At 37.6% G+C, this 22,178-nt stretch carries 22 protein-coding genes and 1 pseudogene; 10 read left to right on the top strand and 13 right to left on the bottom strand.

All coding sequences use genetic code 11. The features are described 5' to 3' along the window. Positions 1-140: 140 nt before the first annotated feature. The gene (locus tag GMJ66_RS03650; protein ID WP_407939191.1) at positions 141-905 is read right to left on the bottom strand and encodes an alpha/beta fold hydrolase; all 765 of its coding nucleotides are present in this window, start codon (positions 903-905) and stop codon (positions 141-143) included. Positions 906-1,284: 379 nt separating this feature from the next. Here GMJ66_RS03650 and GMJ66_RS03645 point away from each other — a divergent pair, with 379 nt between their 5' ends. Then, positions 1,285-1,824 carry an HD domain-containing protein gene (locus GMJ66_RS03645; RefSeq protein WP_156289011.1) on the top strand — a complete coding sequence of 180 codons (540 nt, stop codon included), beginning with the start codon at positions 1,285-1,287 and terminating at the stop codon, positions 1,822-1,824. A gap of 254 nt (positions 1,825-2,078) precedes the next feature. After that, on the top strand, positions 2,079-2,501 hold the full coding sequence (locus tag GMJ66_RS03640; protein ID WP_156288971.1) for a DUF2383 domain-containing protein: 423 nt from the start codon (positions 2,079-2,081) through the stop codon (positions 2,499-2,501). Between the two features lie 74 nt (positions 2,502-2,575). Here the strand turns inward: GMJ66_RS03640 and ilvA are convergent, their stop codons facing one another. After that, positions 2,576-3,775, bottom strand: coding sequence for a threonine ammonia-lyase (ilvA, locus tag GMJ66_RS03635; RefSeq protein WP_156288970.1), 1,200 nt, complete (start codon positions 3,773-3,775; stop codon positions 2,576-2,578). Positions 3,776-4,071: 296 nt separating this feature from the next. Here ilvA and GMJ66_RS03630 point away from each other — a divergent pair, with 296 nt between their 5' ends. From GMJ66_RS03630 to GMJ66_RS03620, 3 genes are all read left to right on the top strand, one after another. Then, positions 4,072-4,338, top strand: coding sequence for a DUF1292 domain-containing protein (locus GMJ66_RS03630; RefSeq protein ID WP_156288969.1), 267 nt, complete (start codon positions 4,072-4,074; stop codon positions 4,336-4,338). Between the two features lie 50 nt (positions 4,339-4,388). After that, the gene (locus GMJ66_RS03625; protein ID WP_156288968.1) at positions 4,389-4,544 is read left to right on the top strand and encodes a hypothetical protein; all 156 of its coding nucleotides are present in this window, start codon (positions 4,389-4,391) and stop codon (positions 4,542-4,544) included. An 867-nt stretch (positions 4,545-5,411) separates the two neighbouring features. Beyond that, complete coding sequence (locus GMJ66_RS03620) at positions 5,412-6,041, top strand: YqcI/YcgG family protein (RefSeq protein WP_231514801.1); 630 nt, start codon at positions 5,412-5,414, stop codon at positions 6,039-6,041. Between the two features lie 171 nt (positions 6,042-6,212). On the opposite strand, the gene GMJ66_RS20870 is transcribed toward GMJ66_RS03620, so the two are convergent. Both GMJ66_RS20870 and GMJ66_RS03615 read right to left on the bottom strand, forming a co-directional pair. Next, a complete protein-coding gene (locus tag GMJ66_RS20870) occupies positions 6,213-6,344 on the bottom strand; it encodes a hypothetical protein (protein WP_269321858.1) in 132 nt (43 codons plus the stop codon). Positions 6,345-6,458: 114 nt separating this feature from the next. Then, positions 6,459-8,810 (bottom strand): annotated as a pseudogene (locus GMJ66_RS03615) (polyprenyl synthetase family protein). Between the two features lie 505 nt (positions 8,811-9,315). On the opposite strand from GMJ66_RS03615, the gene GMJ66_RS03610 reads away from it, so the two are divergent. After that, positions 9,316-9,525, top strand: coding sequence for a hypothetical protein (locus GMJ66_RS03610; protein WP_156288967.1), 210 nt, complete (start codon positions 9,316-9,318; stop codon positions 9,523-9,525). A gap of 250 nt (positions 9,526-9,775) precedes the next feature. Here the strand turns inward: GMJ66_RS03610 and spx are convergent, their stop codons facing one another. Both spx and GMJ66_RS03600 read right to left on the bottom strand, forming a co-directional pair. After that, positions 9,776-10,171 (bottom strand): transcriptional regulator Spx, encoded by a 396-nt coding sequence (gene spx / locus GMJ66_RS03605; protein ID WP_156288966.1) that lies wholly within the window; start codon positions 10,169-10,171, stop codon positions 9,776-9,778. Positions 10,172-10,407: 236 nt separating this feature from the next. Beyond that, positions 10,408-10,908, bottom strand: a complete 501-nt coding sequence (locus GMJ66_RS03600; RefSeq protein ID WP_156288965.1) for a CarD family transcriptional regulator — start codon at positions 10,906-10,908, stop codon at positions 10,408-10,410. Positions 10,909-11,047: 139 nt separating this feature from the next. Between GMJ66_RS03600 and GMJ66_RS03595 the strand changes: the two genes are divergently transcribed. Then, positions 11,048-11,476: a MarR family winged helix-turn-helix transcriptional regulator gene (locus tag GMJ66_RS03595; RefSeq protein WP_156288964.1), complete on the top strand. Its 429-nt coding sequence runs from the start codon at positions 11,048-11,050 to the stop codon at positions 11,474-11,476. Between the two features lie 545 nt (positions 11,477-12,021). On the opposite strand, the gene GMJ66_RS03590 is transcribed toward GMJ66_RS03595, so the two are convergent. Both GMJ66_RS03590 and gdhA read right to left on the bottom strand, forming a co-directional pair. Beyond that, positions 12,022-12,762: a ZIP family metal transporter gene (locus tag GMJ66_RS03590; protein WP_156288963.1), complete on the bottom strand. Its 741-nt coding sequence runs from the start codon at positions 12,760-12,762 to the stop codon at positions 12,022-12,024. A gap of 412 nt (positions 12,763-13,174) precedes the next feature. After that, entirely contained in the window at positions 13,175-14,557 is a 1,383-nt protein-coding gene (gene gdhA, locus GMJ66_RS03585) for an NADP-specific glutamate dehydrogenase (protein ID WP_156288962.1), read from the bottom strand. A 236-nt stretch (positions 14,558-14,793) separates the two neighbouring features. Here gdhA and GMJ66_RS03580 point away from each other — a divergent pair, with 236 nt between their 5' ends. From GMJ66_RS03580 to GMJ66_RS03570, 3 genes are all read left to right on the top strand, one after another. Continuing rightward, complete coding sequence (locus GMJ66_RS03580) at positions 14,794-15,705, top strand: LysR family transcriptional regulator (protein WP_156288961.1); 912 nt, start codon at positions 14,794-14,796, stop codon at positions 15,703-15,705. A 169-nt stretch (positions 15,706-15,874) separates the two neighbouring features. Then, a complete protein-coding gene (locus GMJ66_RS03575) occupies positions 15,875-16,678 on the top strand; it encodes a sulfite exporter TauE/SafE family protein (RefSeq protein ID WP_156288960.1) in 804 nt (267 codons plus the stop codon). A gap of 23 nt (positions 16,679-16,701) precedes the next feature. Continuing rightward, entirely contained in the window at positions 16,702-17,610 is a 909-nt protein-coding gene (locus tag GMJ66_RS03570; protein ID WP_156288959.1) for a LysR family transcriptional regulator, read from the top strand. A 253-nt stretch (positions 17,611-17,863) separates the two neighbouring features. Here GMJ66_RS03570 and GMJ66_RS03565 read toward each other — a convergent pair whose 3' ends face one another. The 5 genes from GMJ66_RS03565 to deoB form a co-directional block, all read right to left on the bottom strand. Then, on the bottom strand, positions 17,864-18,583 hold the full coding sequence (locus GMJ66_RS03565) for a GntR family transcriptional regulator (RefSeq protein WP_156288958.1): 720 nt from the start codon (positions 18,581-18,583) through the stop codon (positions 17,864-17,866). A 344-nt stretch (positions 18,584-18,927) separates the two neighbouring features. Then, positions 18,928-19,581 (bottom strand): deoxyribose-phosphate aldolase, encoded by a 654-nt coding sequence (gene deoC, locus GMJ66_RS03560; RefSeq protein ID WP_156288957.1) that lies wholly within the window; start codon positions 19,579-19,581, stop codon positions 18,928-18,930. 20 nt (positions 19,582-19,601) lie between these two features. After that, positions 19,602-20,003 (bottom strand): cytidine deaminase, encoded by a 402-nt coding sequence (locus GMJ66_RS03555; RefSeq protein ID WP_156288956.1) that lies wholly within the window; start codon positions 20,001-20,003, stop codon positions 19,602-19,604. Positions 20,004-20,040: 37 nt separating this feature from the next. Continuing rightward, positions 20,041-20,859, bottom strand: a complete 819-nt coding sequence (locus GMJ66_RS03550; RefSeq protein ID WP_156288955.1) for a purine-nucleoside phosphorylase — start codon at positions 20,857-20,859, stop codon at positions 20,041-20,043. A gap of 86 nt (positions 20,860-20,945) precedes the next feature. Continuing rightward, positions 20,946-22,127, bottom strand: a complete 1,182-nt coding sequence (gene deoB, locus GMJ66_RS03545) for a phosphopentomutase (protein ID WP_156288954.1) — start codon at positions 22,125-22,127, stop codon at positions 20,946-20,948. Between the last annotated feature and the right edge of the window lie 51 nt (positions 22,128-22,178).

Genomic DNA, 22,178 nt, shown 5'->3' with positions numbered 1-22,178 from the left:
ATTTTTTTACTATTTAATCATATTTTAATTTTTACTAAACGACTTGTCAATGAGGATCAGAGTGAATAGAAGTACAAGGATCGCTCTCGCTTCATAATCTAATGGAAACATCGGTTAGGTTTCTTTGCTTCCATTCATGTTTATGTGAAGTACCTCTCCCCTACTTTACTTCTCTCAAGAAAATCTATTAATTTTTCATCGGTTACATCAGCTGATTCTCCAAGCCAGATTAAATGTCCCCAAGCATCCAACAGACAAAGTTCAGAAGAAGGAATATTTTCATGAGCATGTTGAGCATGCTCTAATGGTACCGACCCATCATGTTTACTGTGCATAATGAAAGTTGGGCATGTAATACGTTCTAAATCCTTCGTTAATAATGTGTTTACTTGATCCAAATCGATAAAGAAACCCTCGCCTGACCTCTGTCGATTATTCATAAACGAAATTAAATTCCAAGTATATTTTTCTGTTTTTGGATGAAATAGGATTTTTGCAGCCTTGTATTCTTTATCCTTTGTTGTCAACCATTGTTTAGTAACTGCCGATTGCAAGGTAAGGGTAGACACAAGATCGGGATATTTGGATGCAAAAAAGATTCCACTTGGACCACCTGCCGAAATAGCAATGACGTGAACCTTATCAATTTTTAAATCGCTTAGCAATTTAGCATAATACGTAGAAGCCGTTTCTAAGCTTGCGCCAATCTCTTTAGAAGTTCTACCGTACCCTGGTCTGGAAGGAGTAATGATAGAGTAACCATTCTCTATTAATGCCTTATACCCAAATTCTTCCTTACAATTGGAATGACCTCCGTGTAAGACAAATATAGGTTTCCCTTCTCCTATAACCGAATATTCCATGTAAATATCTTCATCTGAATAAACCTTATAACTTCTTTCCACGCCTTCTTCCCCTTTCACTAATTAAATCCATTATAACTCACTATATCAGGTATAAAATATTTACTGTAAAAAAATTAACATAATTTAATAAAGTGAATCTTCAATCAGTGGGGGTTTTTTTCATCCCCCACTAATTGTTAGATGAACGAATCAGGAGTTTACTGGCTGCCCGTCCCCCACTTATAATTCTTGAGGCATCTCGAATTCTTCTCGTTAAGGTCTTACAGCCAGTTAATCACGTGATAAATGATAATCCTTTCTTGCCATAAAATCTAACAAACCCATTGCTATGTCTGTAAAAACATGTTATTTTATTAAACAATATACCTATTTAAATGGAGCTTTTAGCACATTCGCAAAGGAGGAAGGAAGGATCATGATCAGAAACGTTACGTTAGAAAAACTTTTTGTTCACCCGGTTGTCCAAAAATACGTCGGCCGTTCAGGTATGGCACATGCCATTTCCGTTGCTGAAATAGCGTTTGATATTGCCACAAAAACCGATGTCAATCCAGACTTGGCTGCAAAAGGAGGGCTCCTGCACGACATCGGTCATTATAAATGGTATCACCCAAACGGCAAATGGGATTATGAGTTATATAAAGATAATGATATTCATGCGATTAAAGGTGCTGCCCGTGCCCATAAACTGCTAGTTCGCTGTGGTGAGAACCTGCAAGATGCCAAAGCAATTGCCTTAGCTGTACTTCTTCATACGAACTCCTATTTACCGCAAGGCCAGTTACAGCTCACCCCCTTACAAAAGGTGGTTGCAGAGGCCGATGAGGCGGATGAAGAACCTGGTGGCAATCACCATTACCGTAAAATAGATCATGAAACTGCCCTTCAGCGAATTCAAAAATTGGATTCAAACATTGACCAATTTCTCCGGTCCAATAGTCTGGAACGAACCAGTTAGAGTCATTTATGATACTACAAATAAACTTTCTTCTTTCATTTCTTTTAAAAGGAATGAAAGATACCATACTTAAACAATCTCACCATCTAAAGTTTCTTCTTAGTTTATCGACTTAGTGGCAAAACGACTATCTTTTTAAAAAAAGTCTTAAACAATATATATTAGCCGGTCTCATAATCATTTCTGCACGTACAGTCTTAAATGAATATTTCCACTTCCCAGTAGCATCATAATAGCAGGAAGGAAGTGATTATATGGATAATGAGACCGTGGTTGAAGAATTAAATACATTATTAAGAGGCACATACATGGGCATTCGTTCCCTTGAACATTACATCCAAAAAGTAGATGACGAGGAACTAAAACAAACCTTTCAGACGATGCAGCAGGAAGTAAAACAAAATGCGCAAAAATTATCCGCCCGTATTCAAAATCTAGGAGGAGTTCCAGCAGACAGTGAAGGCGTCTCTGGATCTATGCATAGCTTTATGCATAAAGTAATACTTCCAAATGATGAAGGTAAAATAATAGACGATGCAATAAAAGGGATGGACAATTATGGTGTTCAATATTCTGAGGAACTGGTAAAAGGAGATTTAGACCTAGAGAGCAAACAACTTGTGGAAGAAGTGATTGATACGAACCGTAAGTATGTGGACCTACTGAGAAAAATGTGAATCAGACAGAGGCACGGAGACGGTTCTCCTGCCTCTTATTTACTTATGGAAGCAAAAGAACCCATCTTTTTGATTCATTCTATTATGTACCCCCTTTTCTTCAATGTTGCCAAAATCTCTTCAATATGCTCCCTATCTCTTGTCTCAATAGAAAGGGATAGTTGCGCATAGCTTGGATAAATTTTATCTCCCATATGATTCAAGGAAATATCCAAAATATTTCCCCTCATCTCCGTTACTATCTGTAAAATTTTCTCCAGATTTCCTGGTTTGTCTTTCAGAATGGTGTTAAAACGCATAAAGCGACCCGCCTCAACCATGCCTCTTTCAATAATTCTTGAAATAAAACTGACATCCACGTTCCCCCCACTAATAACTGCAACAATTTTTTTATTCTTAATGGGAAGTTTTTGGGATAACATAGCAGCAAGAGACGCTGCTCCTGACCCTTCTACTAATAACTTGTTCCGTTCAAGTAACATAAGCATGGATTGCGCCATTTCCATTTCATCTACCGTAAAAATATCATCGACATATTGCTTTACTAATTGAAAATTATGTTGTCCAGGCCTTTTTACAGCAATACCATCTGCCATGGTTGGGCTGGAATCAACGGTAATTAACTGATCTTCTTTTAACGACTCAACCATACTTGGACAGGCAGATGCCTCCACTCCATATACTTGGATTGATGGATTTTTTTCTTTTACCGCTGCTGCAATTCCAGCTATTAATCCACCTCCACCAATGGGACAGACAATAGCATCAACATCAGGTAGCTGATCGATTATTTCGATACCAACTGTACCTTGACCAGTAATAATATCATCATCATCAAAGGCATGAATAAAGGCAGCACCCGTTTTATTTTTTAGGTCTAATGCATAATCAAGCGCCTCATCAAATACATTTCCATGCAAAATAACTTTTGCACCATACTCTTTTGTAGCTTGCACTTTACTCAAAGGCGCCCCAGTCGGCATGACAATGGTACAAGGAATACCAAGCATCGTACTTGCATAAGCGACCCCCTGTGCATGATTTCCTGCCGAAGCAGCAACTACCCCATTTTGCAGTTCATCTTTCTTTAGTGAAATTAACTTATTATACGAGCCACGCACCTTAAAAGAACCTGTCTTTTGTAAATTCTCAAGCTTTAAAAACACCTCATTATCTACTTGGTCACTAAAGGTTCGGGAATAATCCAAAGTTGTTTGATGTACAATTCCCTTCATTCTTTTATGTGCCTCAGCAATCTTTTCTAAGGAAACCAATTATATTCCTCCTCATATGTAAAACCCTATCCCTTAGTATCCTCAGAGGACAAAGAGTTATTCCGGAAAGCTTGCGGTGAGGTTTTACTTAGTCTATATTTGCATACCGTGGACAATAAATAATACATTGAACTTAAATTCCAGAAACTTACGAAAACATCTATATATTTAAGCATTCAGAAAGGCTTTATCTATCCAATTCTGTGACGATTCTTTTGCATTTTTATTGCATGATTTTCCCACAACACGGTAAGCTAAGGAAAAATACTGAAAGCAAAAGAAGGAGGCTAACTGTAATGGATGAAATCAAAGTCGGCGAGGTATTTACTATTAGTGATGAAACAGAAGAAGATCAAACCGTTGAAGTACTGGCAAAAGTTACATTAGCAGGAACAGATTATGTGGCAGTCAGCTTTGTAGAAGATCTACAAAAAGATAGCGAGGAAGATATCGACATCTTTTTTCTAAAAATTGACGAGGATGGCGATTTATCCGCAATAGAAACCGATGAGGAATTCGATAAAGTATCCGAAGCTTTTGACGCCATTCTAGATGAGGAATGAATCATCCAATGAGTAAGAAGCAACTTGACATAGATAAAGGAGTAATATAGATGCATGATGATAAGAAAAAACGTAAACAAACAAAAGAAAGGTTTACTAAGATTAAATCTTATCAGGAGATAAACAACGAAATTTCTAATAATAAAGATTTAAAAGAAAGACAACCAACCTTAGACCCTCAGGATTTTGAAGAAATTGAGTATTAAATACAATAGGCTGGTTCTTTTAGCTTTGGTTCATAAAGAAACACTCGAAGCTAAAGAACCAGCCTATAATTTTTACAGTTAGAGACTTATTTAGTTAATTGATAAAGAACCTTCTATTGGAATACCTATATAATTGGGCTACTCTTTAGAATTTGAACCGTTAATACCAAGCATATATTCCTTTTCTCTCCCCCTATAAGACCACCACACCCGTAACCAATCGACTACGCTTCCATTACCTAAACTATTGAAACTGCCCTCCGCTACAATCAACCATTACGATAGTAGATATCTAATTCAATTTAAACAAAAAAGTTTCAAAGCACTCTACCAGCGGCAATATACAGAGACTCCTGCGGGAAAAGTGGCCAAGTGAGACCCCGCAGAGAGTCAAAGGTACAAAGGGTAAGAACGCCACGTCCTAGGGCTGCGATTAATTGCCCCACCGAACCCCTTTGTGGCAACGCCTTCGTGACCAGCGTCCTGTTGGCCCGAGCTCACGGGTCACCCACGGAAAGCGTAGTGTATTTCCTTAGCGGTAGATTAAACTCCAACATTATATAAAGTTAGTTCACCCTTTTTCTCAAATACGAAATAAATTATGCTGTAAAGACAATCTTTTTGAATAGAACCTTAATACAAAAATATGTAACAACCGGCCAACCAATATCAAAAAAATACATAAATTTCGTTCCCAAATAAATGAAATCACCCATAGCATATAGCGAAAGGAAAAGTTCATCATTATACTTATTAGGAGATGAAAACATGTTTCAGCACCTTTCTATGTTAACGAAAGACGATATACGAAACGGGAACAAATATATACCTGAATGGTTTAAAAACGAATATGCTTATTGGGAGAAAATGGTTTCAGATAAAAATTTCGTCTGTCCATATGGCACAGTTGCTGAGAGAATGGGACATTTAAAATATTTTTATATCGAAAACCATGATTTCAGCTCCTTGCCTTCCGTACTCAGAGAATTTGTAAATCTATCTAAAGAAAACCAGTATATTAGGCATGCCTTCGTTGTTTTTGTAGAGCCAGAAAGTCCGGAAAAATCCTTTGCATATTATGAAAATTATTTTTGGGATATATTAAAATACCTGCATGAACACGATGATAAAGAGTGGAATAAGAATATTGCAATAGATCCAGAAGATCCGCTTTGGGAATTTTGTTTTCACGACGAACCTATGTTTATTTCCGTTAATATGCCAGCTTATAAACATAGAATTACCAGGAATTTAGGAAATTGTCTCATTTTAATTTTTCAACCAAGAAGAATTTTTAATAATATTGCTTATAACAGTATACGAGGTAAAAATGCTCTTCAACTAATCCGATCAAGGGTAGAATCCATAGAAAACCTTCCCTTCCACCCTGATTTGGGAGCATATGGAGATTTAAGCAAAAGGGAATGGAAGCAGTATGTTATTACAGATGACAATAAATCCAGAAAGGGAAAATGCCCTTTCCACCCAACTAAATAAAGCGTATATATAGCAGTAATCACTCTTATAAACTAAGTGATTACTTTTTAATCTCCTTCCTGCAATATGTCGCAGTTATCGATATAGTGGCAAAAACAGCCCAAATTAAAAAACCATCTCTTGCTCAGGAACCTGAAAAAGAGATGGTTTTTCTAAAAGAGATATGTTTCCTTACTGCATTTTAACTGGCGTGCACACTGCATATACGTTTTCAGCTGAGTCGGACATATTAACCTCAATAACTTGATAACCTCCATTTTTTAACTCGCTATTCCCAACCGTTCGCTTTTCATCTTTATTCATTTTTCTCTTCCTTCCTTTCAATTTTCTCACACAGAAGCCAATATATGCTGGAAGTTCGGAAATGTGCACCCATTTTTGTAAAAAATTGATTATTTACTTTCCGGAAATCCATCATCAATAATTCCTATGCACGAAATAATTCAATACGTGTTTTAAAAATGGGAATCCTTCAGGTACTTCACGCAATGCCTCCATTGCATGACAGTAATGTTCCCACATTGCTTTCTTAGCTCCCTCTTGACCTAAGATGGAAACATAATTAGACGTGTTGTTCCTGGCATCTTTATGAATTGGTTTCCCCAGTAATTCTCTATCTCCTTCCACATCCAGTAAATCATCCTTAATTTGAAAAGCAATTCCTGCATGGTAGGAAATTTTTCTAAAAACATCCATTTCTTCATCCGATGCACCAGCAAGAATGGCAGGCATGATGAAAGCAGCTTCGAACCCTATCCCCGTCTTATAAAAGCACATCGTATTTAATTGTTCCAAGCTTAATAGTTTCCCTTTCGAACCGAGGTCCATCGCCTGACCTCTGCACATATCTGCAGTTATTCCAGCAGAATAACGAATTAAATGTAACACCTTCTTAGAATCAAAAGCCTTAAGTGAAGCTTGTTCCTCAACAGCCTTCTGAGTTAGGAAAAGACCCGTTAGTTCAGCTACAGCAACATTGTGTATTTCATGAATCGTTGGCCTTCCCCTCCTGATGGGTGAGTTATCCTGTGACGGCAAATCATCAAGGATTAGGGAAGCGGTATGCATATATTCCAATGATTTGAGAAGTGGCACGATAGTTGATTCCTCGAACCCATATCTTTTTATTCCCATCATCCAAGTCAAGATTGGCCGGAGCCTTTTACCATCTCCAACACTAAAGTTTGCTGCATCAATAATTCTATCATTTAGTAAAGACCCCTTGTCTCCTTCAGAAATAGTTAAGAAGCGATTAATTTGTTCACGAACGGTTCGAGCCGTACGAACAAACTCTTCCCTCTCCTCTCTCTCCTTCTTAAAGGTAACAATCATATGATCTCTAAGCAGTTTATCAAAGAAATCGACATCATCTGCTTTTCTAACCAGCTGCTGAATAACTCGATGAAATTCAGGATGTCCGGAAGAAAAAATACCCATAACTTCATTATACTTCTTCGTTCCTGCACGTGCTTTAAACCGTTTTAATCCATTAATCGCACGATCCAATATCACTTCACGGGTCTTCGCATCGGAGCGATAAACCTGATGAATTAAATAACAAATAACTGTCCAGTATAAATGAAATGGATTTATCAAATCAGAACGTTCATGATGATATTTCAAATAATACGTATAAGGGGTAACAGCACCTTTCTCCATATCACTATACATATCGGAAAAATCATCCGATAACTGATTATAAATCCCATAGTAAAATGTTCGCTGAAAAATCTCCTCATCTTCGGGAGAACTCATTAAAGAACGGACAATTAAACGTGAGGACGCGGATTTTAATATTACTGGGATAAAAAGATCCTCATTCGTGTAATCTCTAATTGATAGAACCTTTTCACGATCAACTTCCTGTGATTTAAAAAACACATAGGACTGCTCTAAAAAAGATTTCCACGTTGTTCCATTATGGCAAGTTTTAATATATTCAAAAGCCGCTCGAAGCTCAGAGTGAATGAAGCGAATAAGTTTTCTATTGTTTTCATTCCACTCTCCCAGTTCCGGTACGGTGCCTGTAATAAGCGTGGTCCGTATCATATCGGAATATTGTACTCTTTCGTTTGTGGATAATATGTTCGAATCCAAGATATCATCTATGAAAGGATAAGTCAGACCATAGGAATAGCCTAGTCTGATGGCAGTATCCAATTTCCTTGCACGTTCTGCTGATGATATCTCCTCATCTAACTCTTCCACCTGTTGCATCACAACACCCGCAATGATTTTTATTAACTTTCGCTGCACCTCATCTTTATCCATCCCCTCTGGAATGTGGGAGGCTATTTCTCTTATTTTATCTATGACCCAAATAAAACTGGACTCAACACCTTCTTTCTGGGCCATACGATACAATCCAGCCAAACTATACGCTTCCATTGTAGAGTCAGACCTCAATTCCTTTTTCAAACTGTCCACTACGCTTTGAATCCTCCGCTGTGTACTAGGTGAATCAAGTACTTTACCTAAATCACGCATAAAAATGTAAGAGATACTGCGATCCAAATAGTTATCTAACTTATCTCTATGTTCCAGCCATTGAATATAATGGTGATAATTTCGGGACTTCCCTTTTCTACGTATAAAAAGAGAAAAGAATGAACGGGGGATATGATGCTGTCTCCACGATTGAAAATCTTTTATAAGAGTCGACACTTAGCGCTTCTGTATGTGCTCCTCTGAAAGTGTTCTAAAATATTGAGTGGCTTTCTGTTCCACAACCCGATAACATGTATCGGCATTGATTAACTTTTTACTCATTATGTTTATTACCTCTACTTCATATTTCCTTATTTTTAACGCTATTCTATTCTATAAAACTAACAAACACATTTAAATATAATCCAAAAATACCACGTTTATTCCAAGAAAGCTAATATGGATATTTAAACTTGTATACCTTAAATATTAAAACCAATGACTCACCTAATAATTCGAATTAAATTTAATCCACCAAATGTTAGTAGAATTCACAAACTCAGAAAAATTATTTTAATACTACATAAGCTTTACATGGAGCCTTTAGGGCATGAATTCTTGCGAAATAGTACGATAGGAAAAGATTTCTCACCCCCAATTGGGAATCATGCCCGCCTCTTATATAAAGCCGATAAAGTTTTTCTGCAAGATTAAAATTCACAATGTAACAGTCGCTCAGTTCTAAGTTGTCATGTGGCTCATTTTCCGATTAACATATACACACACCCTTTCCTTTTTTTGCAAAACCAATAATATATTATAACTTTAAAAGAGGAGGGGTGAGAAAATGACTGGTGCAAACTATTATCACTTTTGTCACAAATATACAGGACGTGCAGTCCAAATTAGAGATCATTATGGAAATGTATATCGAGGCAGAATCAGGTATGTAACACCAAGAGGCGTCTATTTAGATTATTTGAAGAGGCCAGGTGGATTTTTTATACCGTTTTTTGTAATCGTTTCACTTGTTCTATTGTCAACGCTTTTCTTCTAAAATAAACTAGTTGTTAAGCTTACAAGGCTATTTCCCATCCTTTAAGGGTGAGAAATAGCCTATAGCCTTTACAAATCAATCAATATTATTTGCTGATTAATTACTAGTTTTCACAATTGGTTATTTTTTTAATATATTAATAAAAAATAACAATCAACAAGTAAGCTAAAAATATATTAGAAAATGAAAAACTCCACCTAAATCACGAAAGATGTCGGGTGGAGTAAATATTTGCTTTGTAAAACAGCTATTAATGAATCATTTTCTGTATTTCATGGAACTTCAATGCTCGTACGGACCTGGGAAGAAACCTACGAATCTGTTCTTCATGATATCCTACTTGAAAACGTCTCTCATCACATATGATTGGACTTTTTAATATACCAGGATTTTTTTGGATAAAGCGGTATAGGTCATTTAATGGCAGTTGTTCCAAATCTACATCCATTTTTTGAAATGCCTTTGAGCGAGTTGATATAATATCATCTGTACCATTATCGGTTAAACGTAATATTTCTTTTATCTCATTTAAAGTTAATGATTCTGAAAACATATTCCGCTCTTTAAACGGAATATCATTTTCCAGAAACCATTTCTTTGCCTTTCTGCAGGATACACTGCCCGGGCTAACATAAAGCGTTACCATTCCATCGCTCCCTACCTTAGTTAGTATTGTTTCTTTTAGATAAGCTCGCACTCACTCTTCTATTAGTGAAGTAACCTTAAGTTACTTTTCTACTTGAACCGTCATCTTGTAGCTCTTTAAAGAATGCTACTTCACTGAAAAATCTGCAACATGACGAGACATGTGTGTTCGACTTTTATGATAGGGACGTTAATATTTTAGCTACGTCGAAACCATTTCTTAATCAATGAAAGCATTTAATTGCTTTGTATAATCATGTTGTTTACCTTTTCATAGATATCTTCATACGTCGTTTCTAAAGACATGGCCAATTCTTTAAACAATATTTCCTGAATGGTAGATAGAAGTCGGCGATCCTGATCATACAGTCTCTTTTTAGACTGTTTAGCCTCTTGATCTTTTCGCATTAACGTATTAGCTATTTTAGAAATCTCTTTTCGATTTCCAGTATTTACGATACTGTTGTATTGTTTCGTTCGCAATTTAACATTCTCTATCCAGCTAATACCATGCAGTTTGAAAGATTGTAAAATTTCTTCAGCTTCTTCTCTATCCATCATTTTTAATATAACTACTTTATCATTATCTACTGGCGCATTTATTGTTAATTGTTTTTCTTCAAGCGGATGCAAAACATAGTATGTACGTGTGACATCCCCATATGTTTTTTCACATATATCATCAATTTTACATACCCCATGTACAGAATAAACGATTAAATCTCCAATATCGAACATTGCACATCTCCTAACCTTCAATTGTCAACCAAGTTTACAATAGTAGTTTAATACAAACTCATTAAATTGTCAACCTGGTTGACAATAACGAGAAGCTTATGTACACTTAATTTCGATAAACGAGATAGGGGGAAATAGCTTGAATTCTGAATTACAAAACTTGGATTTAATTGATACATTAAGTGAGCGTCATCTTCAGCTTCGAAAACTAACAGAGAAATTATGGAATGACAACAGTGATATTTATATTTCAAATTCTGAATGGTTTATTATGGCAAGAATTTATAAAAAGCAGCCAACTATTTCATACGTCACCAAAAATATAAATATCTCCAGGCAAGCAACTCATAAATTAATTAAACAGCTGGATTCAAAAAATTTGCTGGAAATTAACAATGTCGAATATAACAAGAAAGATAAATACCTGCGATTAACTAAATTAGGGGAGGAATGCTACGAAAAAAACGAAGCATTGAAAGCAAACCTAGAGAAGAAAATCGGCAATAAAATTGGGGAAGATAATTTGGTAATGCTCAAAGATATTTTAAAATGGGACTGGGGATTATAACTATTTGGTTATATATTTAAACGAACTGGAGAATTATTTGGACAAAGATCATTGGAGCAACCAGTAGAAACCGCCTTTACTTTTTATTGAATGTGTACGTTTTTTAATACTTCGGACCTTTACTCTAACATATAAGAAAAGCGCAAGCGCCCGTTTAGCGACGTACGGACTGCGCCTGGCCATGCCAGGTGGTTCGGTGTTGCCATATAAAGCGGCGGGTTTAACCGAACAGTCCCCCGCAGGAGATAAAGGAAACATGCCCCTTCATAGGGGTATGCCGACGTTGGGCGCAAAGCCCGCTTTTAGTCGGCCTTCCTAAAAAAACTAAGTCGATGTTGACTTTCACCGCAAGGGTATAAGTGCGACTAAGCCTCTGGTTTCACCAATCGGCAAGTCTTCTTTATCGTACGGAGGTGAGGGAAGTCTCGCTAGTCGCTGGGCGCTGGAGCTAGACATCGAAGCAAAAAATTTATACTTTCTTATCTTGTAAAAAGGAGGGAATCCTCCTGATAGGATTACACTCGTCCGTCCATAATAAAATTTCTCTATAAATGGTGCAGCCATAAAGAAAGGAATAAACCAATTGCCGTAATAAATCCCACAATTGGCCCACCTTCTTTAAAGGCCTCTGGCATCATCGTCGAGGCTACCATAGAAATAATTGCCCCAGCTGCAAAAGCACTCATTAACGCTTTTATACTATTTGATGCGGATTCCAACAAAGCTCCTCCCCAGGAACTTAAGGCAGAAAAAAATACTACAAAAGCCCATAAAATTAAAATCTTTTTCTTTGAAAAACCACTTTGCTGCAAGCCCGCTGTACTTGAAATTCCTTCAGGCAAATTACTAATGAATATAGAAATAACTAAGGCAAAACTTACCGTTCCTCCACCATTCAAACTCATTCCAATCATAGCTGATTCCGGCAATGTATCCATCACCGTCCCAATAAAAATACCCAATCCTGCCCCTTTAGCTTGTTCTAATGATGCCTCATCACCACGTTTTGCATGTTTTCTTTGTTCTCCTCCCCGACGAGAAACAATGATATCCAAAATGGTAAAAATAAGGGATCCACCAAGAAAGCCGATTGCAAATTCGGTAAAGCCGGTCATCTCTACAGCATCTTCCAGCAGTTCAAAGGTCGTTGCCCCGATTAATGCTCCCGTTCCTAAAGCCATAATAAATGCGATAACACGCCTTGAAATGGAGAACTTTAAAACCAATAAAGCACCAATCATAGTTGCCGAAGCTGCAATTGTTCCCCACATAATTGCATACCACATGAAAAAAGTCCTCCTAAGAGAATGTAACATCCATTCTACTTAATGATTTCCTATTGAAATTCCAATTTAAGATATTTTATCTAATTACAAAACCCTTAAAACGATAAAACACAAATAAACTCATATATAGTTTGCCTTCGTTTATGCAGAGTCATTCTTTCCTATATTTTCCCTTTGAGAGCACGTAAAAAAACCTTGATTGGCATTTACCAACCAAGGTTTCATGATAATCTATATATAAACTTGTTTCATATACCTCATGGAATTGCGATGGCAAACAAAGGCCTTCTACTTCTAATATTTATCTGCGTATTGACCATGTGGAAACTGTTTTCCTTCTTGTGCTTAAATTATTTTATTTATCATTTTCAAATGTCCCTTTTACAGGCACTTTCCGAACAACAAACAGTTACTATATGACTCCCTGGGATAACATCGCATCTGCTACTTTTATAAATCCAACAATATTGGCACCAACCACAAGGTTACCTGGGACATTATATTTCTCGGATGCCTTCATGCTTTCTCTGTAAATCGTATTCATAATTTCTTGTAATTTTCCGTCCACTTCCTCTTGTGTCCAAGCAATTCGTGCACTATTTTGTGCCATTTCCAAAGCAGAAACTGCAACCCCACCTGCATTGGCTGCTTTAGCTGGAGCAAACAATACATGGTGCTCCATAAACATATCAATCGCTTCCTGTGTAGAAGGCATATTGGCTCCTTCCCCTACAGCTTTTACTCCATTCGAAACTAAATGCTCTGCGGACTCTTTGTCCAATTCGTTTTGTGTAGCACATGGTAAAGCAATATCACAAGGAATAGTCCAGATACCGGAATATCCTACTTGAAAACTTGCTTCTGGATGTTCTTTCACATATTCGTAAATTCGTTTATTCTCTACTTCTTTTAACCTTTTAACTGTCTCTAAATTGATTCCATTTGGATCATAAATATAGCCGCTGGAATCGCTGCATGCTACTACTTTTGCCCCTAGCTGCATTGCCTTTTCTATCGCGTAAATCGAGACATTTCCAGAACCGGATATGACAACTGTACTTTCGTTAAAGCTTAATCCTTTTTCCTTCAGCATTTCTTCCACAAAGTAAACTACTCCATATCCTGTCGCTTCTTTTCGTCCTAAACTACCACCATATCCAATGCCTTTTCCAGTCAAAACACCGGCTTCATAAGCACCTCTAAGTTTCTTATATTGTCCAAACATATAACCGATTTCTCTTGCTCCAACTCCAATATCACCAGCTGGAACATCAATGTCCGGTCCAATATGCTTAGCTAATTCTGTCATAAAACTTTGACAAAAGCGCATGATTTCTAAATCTGATTTACCTTTTGGATCAAAATCAGAACCGCCCTTTCCAGCTCCAATAGGCTGGCCTGTTAACGCATTTTTAAATATTTGTTCAAACCCTAAAAATTTAACAATACTAGCGTTTACTGAAGGATGGAATCGTAACCCACCTTTGTATGGACCAATTGCACTATTAAATTGAACGCGAAATCCACGATTAACTTTTACATTTCCACTGTCGTCCACCCATGGTACTCTAAAAGTAATCAAGCGCTCTGGTTCTACTAAGCGTTCAAGAACTGCTTGTTTCATATATGTTGGATTTTTCACAAGGACAGGTACTAAAGAATCGAGCACTTCTTTTACCGCCTGCTGAAACTCCGGTTCATTTGGATTCCTCTCCTTGACAACTTCAAATATCTCATTTACGTACTTTCCTACATTTTGTATCTGTGTTTCTTTGATTTCCTCCATTACTTTCATAACAATCAGCCCCTAATATATTTAAAGTAAATCTACAATTAAACAGATGATTACTGGCTGTTAATCCTCACTTTTCATTCTTATAATGAAATTTTTTTAGCCAGTTATTCCCATAGAACAATTTATCATTTTACTTTTTATTGTCATAGTTTCATTTTATAATTTAGTAAATAATAGTTTCAATATGAATAATCGATGAAATCAATGCAAAAAAAGCATGAATTAGGGGTGTTAAAATGGAGACGAGGCAAATTCAGTATTTTATGGAAGTTGCAAAAAGAGAGCATGTAACAGAAGCTGCAGATGCACTACATGTTGCCCAATCATCTGTAAGTAGACAGATTTTCAATTTAGAAAATGAATTAGGTGTAGAGCTTTTTATACGTGAAGGAAGGCGTGTGAAATTAACTCCTATCGGAAAAATCTTTTATGAACGGATGAAACAGGTAGCTAACTTGCTGGAAGAAGCAAAAAGAGAGGTAAAAGAACATTTAAATCCAGAAAAAGGTACCGTAAGAATAGCATTTCCAATTAGTATGGCTGCCCACACCCTGCCTTCCATCATCTACGCTTTTCGTACACAGTATCCAGAAGCGAAATTCCAAATGAGCAATGGGCTTTACCATGATTTAATTGACGGAGTTATAAAGGGGGAGTTCAATTTAGCTATGATTGCCCCTATGCCAACTAAAGAAATGGCAAAAAAAATTGCAGGAACAACATTATTTACAGAAAACATCGTTGCACTACTGCCCATTCACCATCCGTTGGCAAAACGGGAATCCATTATGCTGCAAGAGCTGAAGAGTGACCAATTCGTTGTGCTGCCTGAAGAATATGTATTTCGTGAGCAAGTTGTTCAGGCTTGCCATAAAGCAGGTTTCACACCAAAAGTTGCCTTCGAGGGAAAAGATATTGATGCATTAAAAGGATTAGTTTCCGCTGGCTTAGGAGTTGCATTGATGCCTGAAATGACGTTAGTAGATAACACACCAATATCTACAGTAGTTATCCCATTATCTGATACCAGCTTGACACGAACAGTTGGCGTCATCTATCCTACTCAGCGGAAACTGCTGCCAACGGAAGAACTGTTTTATAAATTTCTAATCGAAACTTATGAACGATTGCATGAATTTAAAAAGTGAGGGATTATGTTAGACAACACTTTCCTTCTCCTTCACTCCCCATGGCCGGCAACCCACCATTTCAGTATAACAAACGGGAATGGCTTATTCCTTTTCGGGTAATTCCACATTTCAAAACCACTTCTATGATAATAATGGTGGAAAGAGGAATTATAGGGAGGAAATATAATTGATTTTATTATTACTATTTCTCGGATTTCTTGCCAGTGTTTATGGGGCGATTATTGGAGCAGGAGGTGGGTTTCTCTTTGTTCCAATTCTACTGATTTTTTATGAGATCTCACCGGCCGAGGCGGCAGCTACTGGATTAGCTATTGTATTTATTAATGCCATTTCTGGCCTGCCAACCTTATTAAAACAGCATCGGGTATTCATTCGCATAGGCATTCTAATTTCTATTTGTGCTGTTCCTGCCACATTTATTGGTAGAATACTTGTCAAGTATAGTCCTGTGTCGATTTATTATAATTTATTTGCTTGTCTTCTTATAGGACTTGGTATATTCTTGATTTGGAAGAATCATTCAAATGATAAGGCTTCATTGAATATTACAAATCCTGAAATAAGTGCTGCATTAGAGGAAAAAACTGAAGCAGCACATGTAAACAGTCCATCCATAAAAACATGGAAATTAATATTCATTGGCTTCCTGCTCGGAATCATTTCTTCTTTTTTTGGAATTGGTGGAGGATGGCTTCTGGTTCCATTACTTGTGTATTTCTTCTATTTACCTATGAAAGAAGCTACAGCCACTTCTATTTTCTCACTTGCACTTTACTCACTGGCTGGACTTCTTCCGTCAATTGCTGATCACTCTATTGATTGGTTTGTAATTGCGTGCAGTACCCCTGGGATCATAATAGGTGCTCAATTAGGTGCAATGATTTCAAAGAAATTAAATGGATTAACGATAGGCCGTCTTTTAGCTGCTGTCGTAGTAATTATGGGAGTTGGTATGTTCTTTCAAGGTTAAAATTTCCAGTCAGGAGGGAAAGTATGGAAATTGAGAATCTAAAAATATTCTGTTATGTAGTAGAAGAATCCAGTTTTAGTGGTGCTGCAAAACGGGCATTTCTCACCCAGCCTGCTGTTACAAAAAAGATTAAACTATTAGAAAACCATTATTCGATGATGCTTTTTGAACGTAATCACACCCCACCTATACTCACTCCTGCGGGGGAAAGACTTTACCATTTTGCTAAAGAAATTATAAATTCCTATGAAGAGTCTATGGATTCACTCCAAAGTTTAAAGGCCGAAGCGTCTCATGCTTTAAAAATCGGATCATCCTATACACCTGGAGAATATCTCTTACCAGAAATCATCAGCAAATTCCAGCAAATATATCCAAGTATTCATATTCAATTATCGATAAACAGTACTCCTACTATCTTAGAAGAATTAGAGCAGAGAAAAATTGATTTGTGCTTTATTGAAGGAGATATTCAACACTCCAATTTGAGTAAAAAAATCGTCACAGAGGATGAAATTATTTTAGTAGTTGCCCCAGACCATCCTTGGGTAAAGAAAAAAAATATTGTTTCCAGAAATTTATTGGAAGAGCGGTTCATCCGACGTGAAGAAACTTCTGCTACCCGGAAAATAATAGAAAATCATTTAGCAGAAAAAATAGATCTTGCCCATCACCCAAACACATTGGAGCTTAGTACAACACAGGCAATTAAAAGTGCAGTCCAATCAGGTCTCGGGTTTGGCTTTATTTCCCGTTTTGCAGTGGAACAGGAACTTAAAGCAAGGCTTTTATCGCAAATATATGTGAGTGGTATATCTATCCTTCGCCCATTTTGGATTGCCAGCTTGCCGAAACGTTTTCCAAAAGAATCTATTAACTATTTTATTAGTTTTTCTGAGAAGTTTTTAAATAGTAGTGTAAATATTACATAGCTTCTTATTCTTATAGAGGATGTCCAAAATACCATACTTAAGATAAATTTCTCCCTTGTATTTACTATTGGGGTCCAGCAAAGCAATGATATTTTTCCATATGTACCATTTGTTTATGACATGAGCTTTTTCCGGCAGTAAGATTGTGGATCATATGCTGAACTCACACCTCTAGCATTTGAAATCCTGCTATAAAGTGGAGTTTGACTATAACAAATGATGGAAGATTCACTTTATTTTGCCGGAAGCTCCATTATACACGTTTACGTAATACATGGAAGGAAATCTGATTAGACCGGAAATAATTTATCGAATATAACACAGGCCGATTGGTTTGATCATAATGAATCTGACGAAGGATTAATAATGGTGTTTCTTTATCACAGCCCATTATTTCCGATATTTCATTATGGTAGCTAATCGTTTTAATTTGAGCGTCAGCATAACTGATAGAAATTCCAACCTCTTTCAAGGAATCAAGAATCGATTCTTGATTTAGTTTATATCCTTGAGCCAATACATTAGCCGGAATTTTGTCAATACAATACACCAACGGAACCTCATCCGCAGTTCGTACACGCTTTACGAGAAATACTTGTTCATTCTCATCCAATTCCAGCTCTTGAATGTCATCACTATGTGGTTCAACATTACCAGTAAAGTGAATTTCCGTACCGGGTGTCTTGCCTTCCCTTTCAATTAATTCCGTAATACTGAATAATTCCTCAATACCCCCAGTAAATACCGGTTTTTTATTGACGAAGGTACCTATACCGTGTTTTCGAATAATGATATTTTCCTCTTCCAGAATTCGCAATGCCTCTCTTAATGTATTTCTTGACACTCCCAGTTCCTTGGAAAATGCCGTTTCCGATGGCAGGCGTTCTCCAGGCTGTAATTCTCCAGTATAGATTTTCTCTTTAATTTGTTCAATGACTATCAAATAGCGCGGTGTTTGGTAGTTAAAATTCATATCCCACCGTCCTCTCTCTTTTCATAACCAACACGCCGCTCTCAAGATTATGGAGAGCTGGTAAGAATTTGGTTATTCCGCTTAAACTAGGAAGGTTTTTCATATAGTGTGTGAAAAATCTCCCACTCTTATTTGGAACTATACGACCTGTAATAATAAGTTAATCAAAAGTAGAGCAGCAATCATATATAACGGGAATTTTCAATCGGTAGGTTTTTTTCTTACCCTACTGATTAAATGAATGATCAGAAGTTTACTGGCTGCTTGACCTGCACTGATCATTCTTGAAGTATCTTGAATTCTTCTCGTTAAAGGTCTTACAGCCAGTTAATTACGTGATAAAATTAATCCTCTTTCACAATTGCAACACTGGAGCTTGCACCAATACGTGAGGCACCTGCTTCAATCATTGCTAGAGCAGTTTCCCTGTCACGAACCCCACCAGATGCTTTCACACCAATATTCGGTCCAACCGTTTCTCGCATCAGGCGAATATCACTAGCGGCAGCACCTCCAGTAGAGAACCCAGTAGATGTTTTCACATAGTCCGTTCCTGCTTTCACAGCAAGTTTACATGCTTTTACTTTTTCTTCCTCTGTGAGCAAAGATGTTTCGATAATGACTTTTACAAGTGCCTTGTCATTTGCTGCCTCTACAACGGCACGGATATCTTCTTCTACTGCTTCGTATGCTCCTGCCTTTAACTGCCCAACATTAATAACCATATCCACTTCAGTTGCTCCATTTTCCATAGCATCCTTCGTTTCAAATGCTTTTACTTCAGTAGTCGTTGCACCTAATGGAAAACCAATCACCGTACATACTTCTACATCGGAATCTACTAACTGCTTGGCAGCCTCTTTTACCCATGTCGGATTCACGCATACAGAATAAAAGCCATATTCCTTTGCTTCTGTACAAAGTTTTTCCATTTGCTCCTTTGTTGCTTCAGGTTTCAATAACGTATGATCAATGTATTTCGCTAATTTTTCAGCCATTCTATTCACCTCATTAAGAATTATGCTTTTGTTAAATCATCTGGTGTAAAGGCACCAGGAAGTAGTTCCTCTATTGTTGTTTCTTTTTGTTTACCATGTAAATTCGTTAATATGACCTTCATATCTTTTGGGCATAACTCGGACATCACTTGTCTGCATGAACCACAAGGGGGAACAGGGCGCTCCGTGTCTGCTGCAACAACAAGGATGTCAAAATCCCTTTCCCCTTCCGAATAAGCCTTAAATAGTGCTGTTCTTTCGGCACAATTAGACACCGGATATGCTGAGTTTTCAATATTGCATCCATGATAAATCTTTCCATCTTTTGTACGTAGTGCTGCACCGACTTTAAACTTGGAATAAGGGACATATGCTCTTTCTCTTGCTTTTAGAGCTTCTTCTATCATGCGCTGGTTTTCCATATTTACTCACTCCTTCATGGTTATAGACCACCACTTACTATGCTATACTGGTGATAACTTTTTTGACAAGATTCAAAAAGTCTTCTCTCACTTTTTCTGCTGTTTCCATCACTTCTTCATGGGATAGCGGCTGATCCAGTATTCCTGCTGCCATATTGGTGATGCAGGAGATACCAATAACCTTCATCCCACTGTGACGTGCAACAATTACTTCTGGGACCGTGGACATACCAACAGCATCTCCGCCCCATTTCTGCAGCATACGAACTTCTGCAGGTGTTTCATAGCTTGGGCCACTATTCCAAACATAGACCCCATTTTGTAAAGAAATACCCAATTGTTGTGCCGCTTTTCTGACCACATTCTGCAGTTCTGGATCATAGGCAGCAGACATGTCCGGAAAACGCACACCAAGCTCTGAATCATTGGGCCCGATTAATGGATTGGCACCTGCATTATTAATGTGATCGGTAATCACCATTAAATCGCCAGCTTCAAAGGATGGGTTTAATCCGCCAGCAGCGTTTGTCACCATAATGGCCTCTATATTCAACTCTTTCATGACACGTACTGGAAAAGTAACTTCCTCTAAACGATACCCTTCATAATAATGAAACCGTCCTTGCATCGCAAGAACAGTCACACCTTGCATCTCGCCAATGACAAGCTGCCCTGCATGCCCTTCTACAGTGGAAACAGGGAAGCCTGGAATATGTTCATATTTCAGCTTAACAGAATGTTCGATTTCCTCTGCCAATACTCCTAATCCAGACCCAAGAATAAGCCCGATCTTCGGTGAATTGGTTATCTTTTCTTTAATAAAGGCTGCTGCTTGTTCTATTTGCTGTCGTTTCATCATTATCCCTCACTTTTTCTTCAAGTGTCTTAAGTGACCTTGTAATATTCACAATCTTTACGGGTATGCTCTCTTTGGAATGTCTTTTACTTTATCTCTTGTAAAAAGCTTTTCCCATGTTTCGGGCTATTTACTTGGAAGTTTTCTGCAATTGTTTCTCCAATATCTGCAAATGTTTCCCGTAATGGAATCTGTTTACCTTCCACAATACCTTTATGATGGGCAAGTAATGGCACATACTCTCTCGTATGATCTGTACCATGATGGACTGGGTCATTTCCATGGTCAGCCGTGATAATTAAAAGATCGCCATCCCTAAGCTTTTCAAATACTTCCGGCAATCTGGCATCATATTCTTCCAATGCTTCACCATAGCCTTGCGGGTCACGGCGATGTCCATATTTCGCATCAAAATCTACTAAATTTAAAAAGCTTAATCCGTTGAAATCCATATCCATCGTTTCGAGCAATTTATCCATTCCATCCATGTTTGATATGGTGCGCAGCGATTGAGTTACCCCTTCCCCATCATAGATATCGGAAATTTTCCCAATGGCAAGTACATCATAGCCATCGTCTTTCAGCTCGTTCATCACAGTTCTGCCGAAGGGTTTTAGCGCATAGTCATGGCGATTAGGTGTCCGTTCAAATGCATCAGGTTTTCCAACAAATGGACGAGCAATCACACGGCCTACCATGTACTCAGGAGCATTCATTAATTCACGACAAAACTCACAAATATCGTAAAGTTCCTCTAATGGTACGACTTCTTCATGTGCAGCAATCTGTAAGACTGAATCCGCTGAGGTATAAACAATCAAGCTTCCCGATTTCATATGCTCTTCGCCAAGTTCATCTAAAATCGCCGTCCCAGATGCAGGTTTATTGCCAATTACTTTTCTACCTGTCTTTTCTTCGATTTTGTGAATAACTTCATCCGGAAACCCGTCTGGGAAAGTCCGGAATGGAGTGTCAATATGAAGACCCATGATTTCCCAGTGACCAGTCATCGTATCTTTACCAGCAGAAGCCTCTTGCATTTTCGTATAGTGGGCCAGCGTTTTTTCAGCAGGTGGAATTCCTTGGATTTCCCTTATATTACTTAAGCCAAGTGCTCCCATATTTGGCATATGTAATCCGTTCCTATGTGCTGCGATATGACCTAATGTATCCGCACCTTTATCGCCATAAGCCTCAGCATCAGGAGACTCCCCAATCCCGACTGAATCCATTACAATTAAAAATACTCGTTTAAAATACTTATCCATTTACTGCATACCTCCTTAGTTCGTTATGTAATTCCATTCACTTATATATGC

The organism is Oceanobacillus salinisoli, from assembly GCF_009733865.1.
GTDB classification, from domain to species: Bacteria; Bacillota; Bacilli; order Bacillales; family Amphibacillaceae; genus Oceanobacillus; species Oceanobacillus salinisoli.
This window is presented reverse-complemented; position numbering and strand designations above follow the sequence as displayed.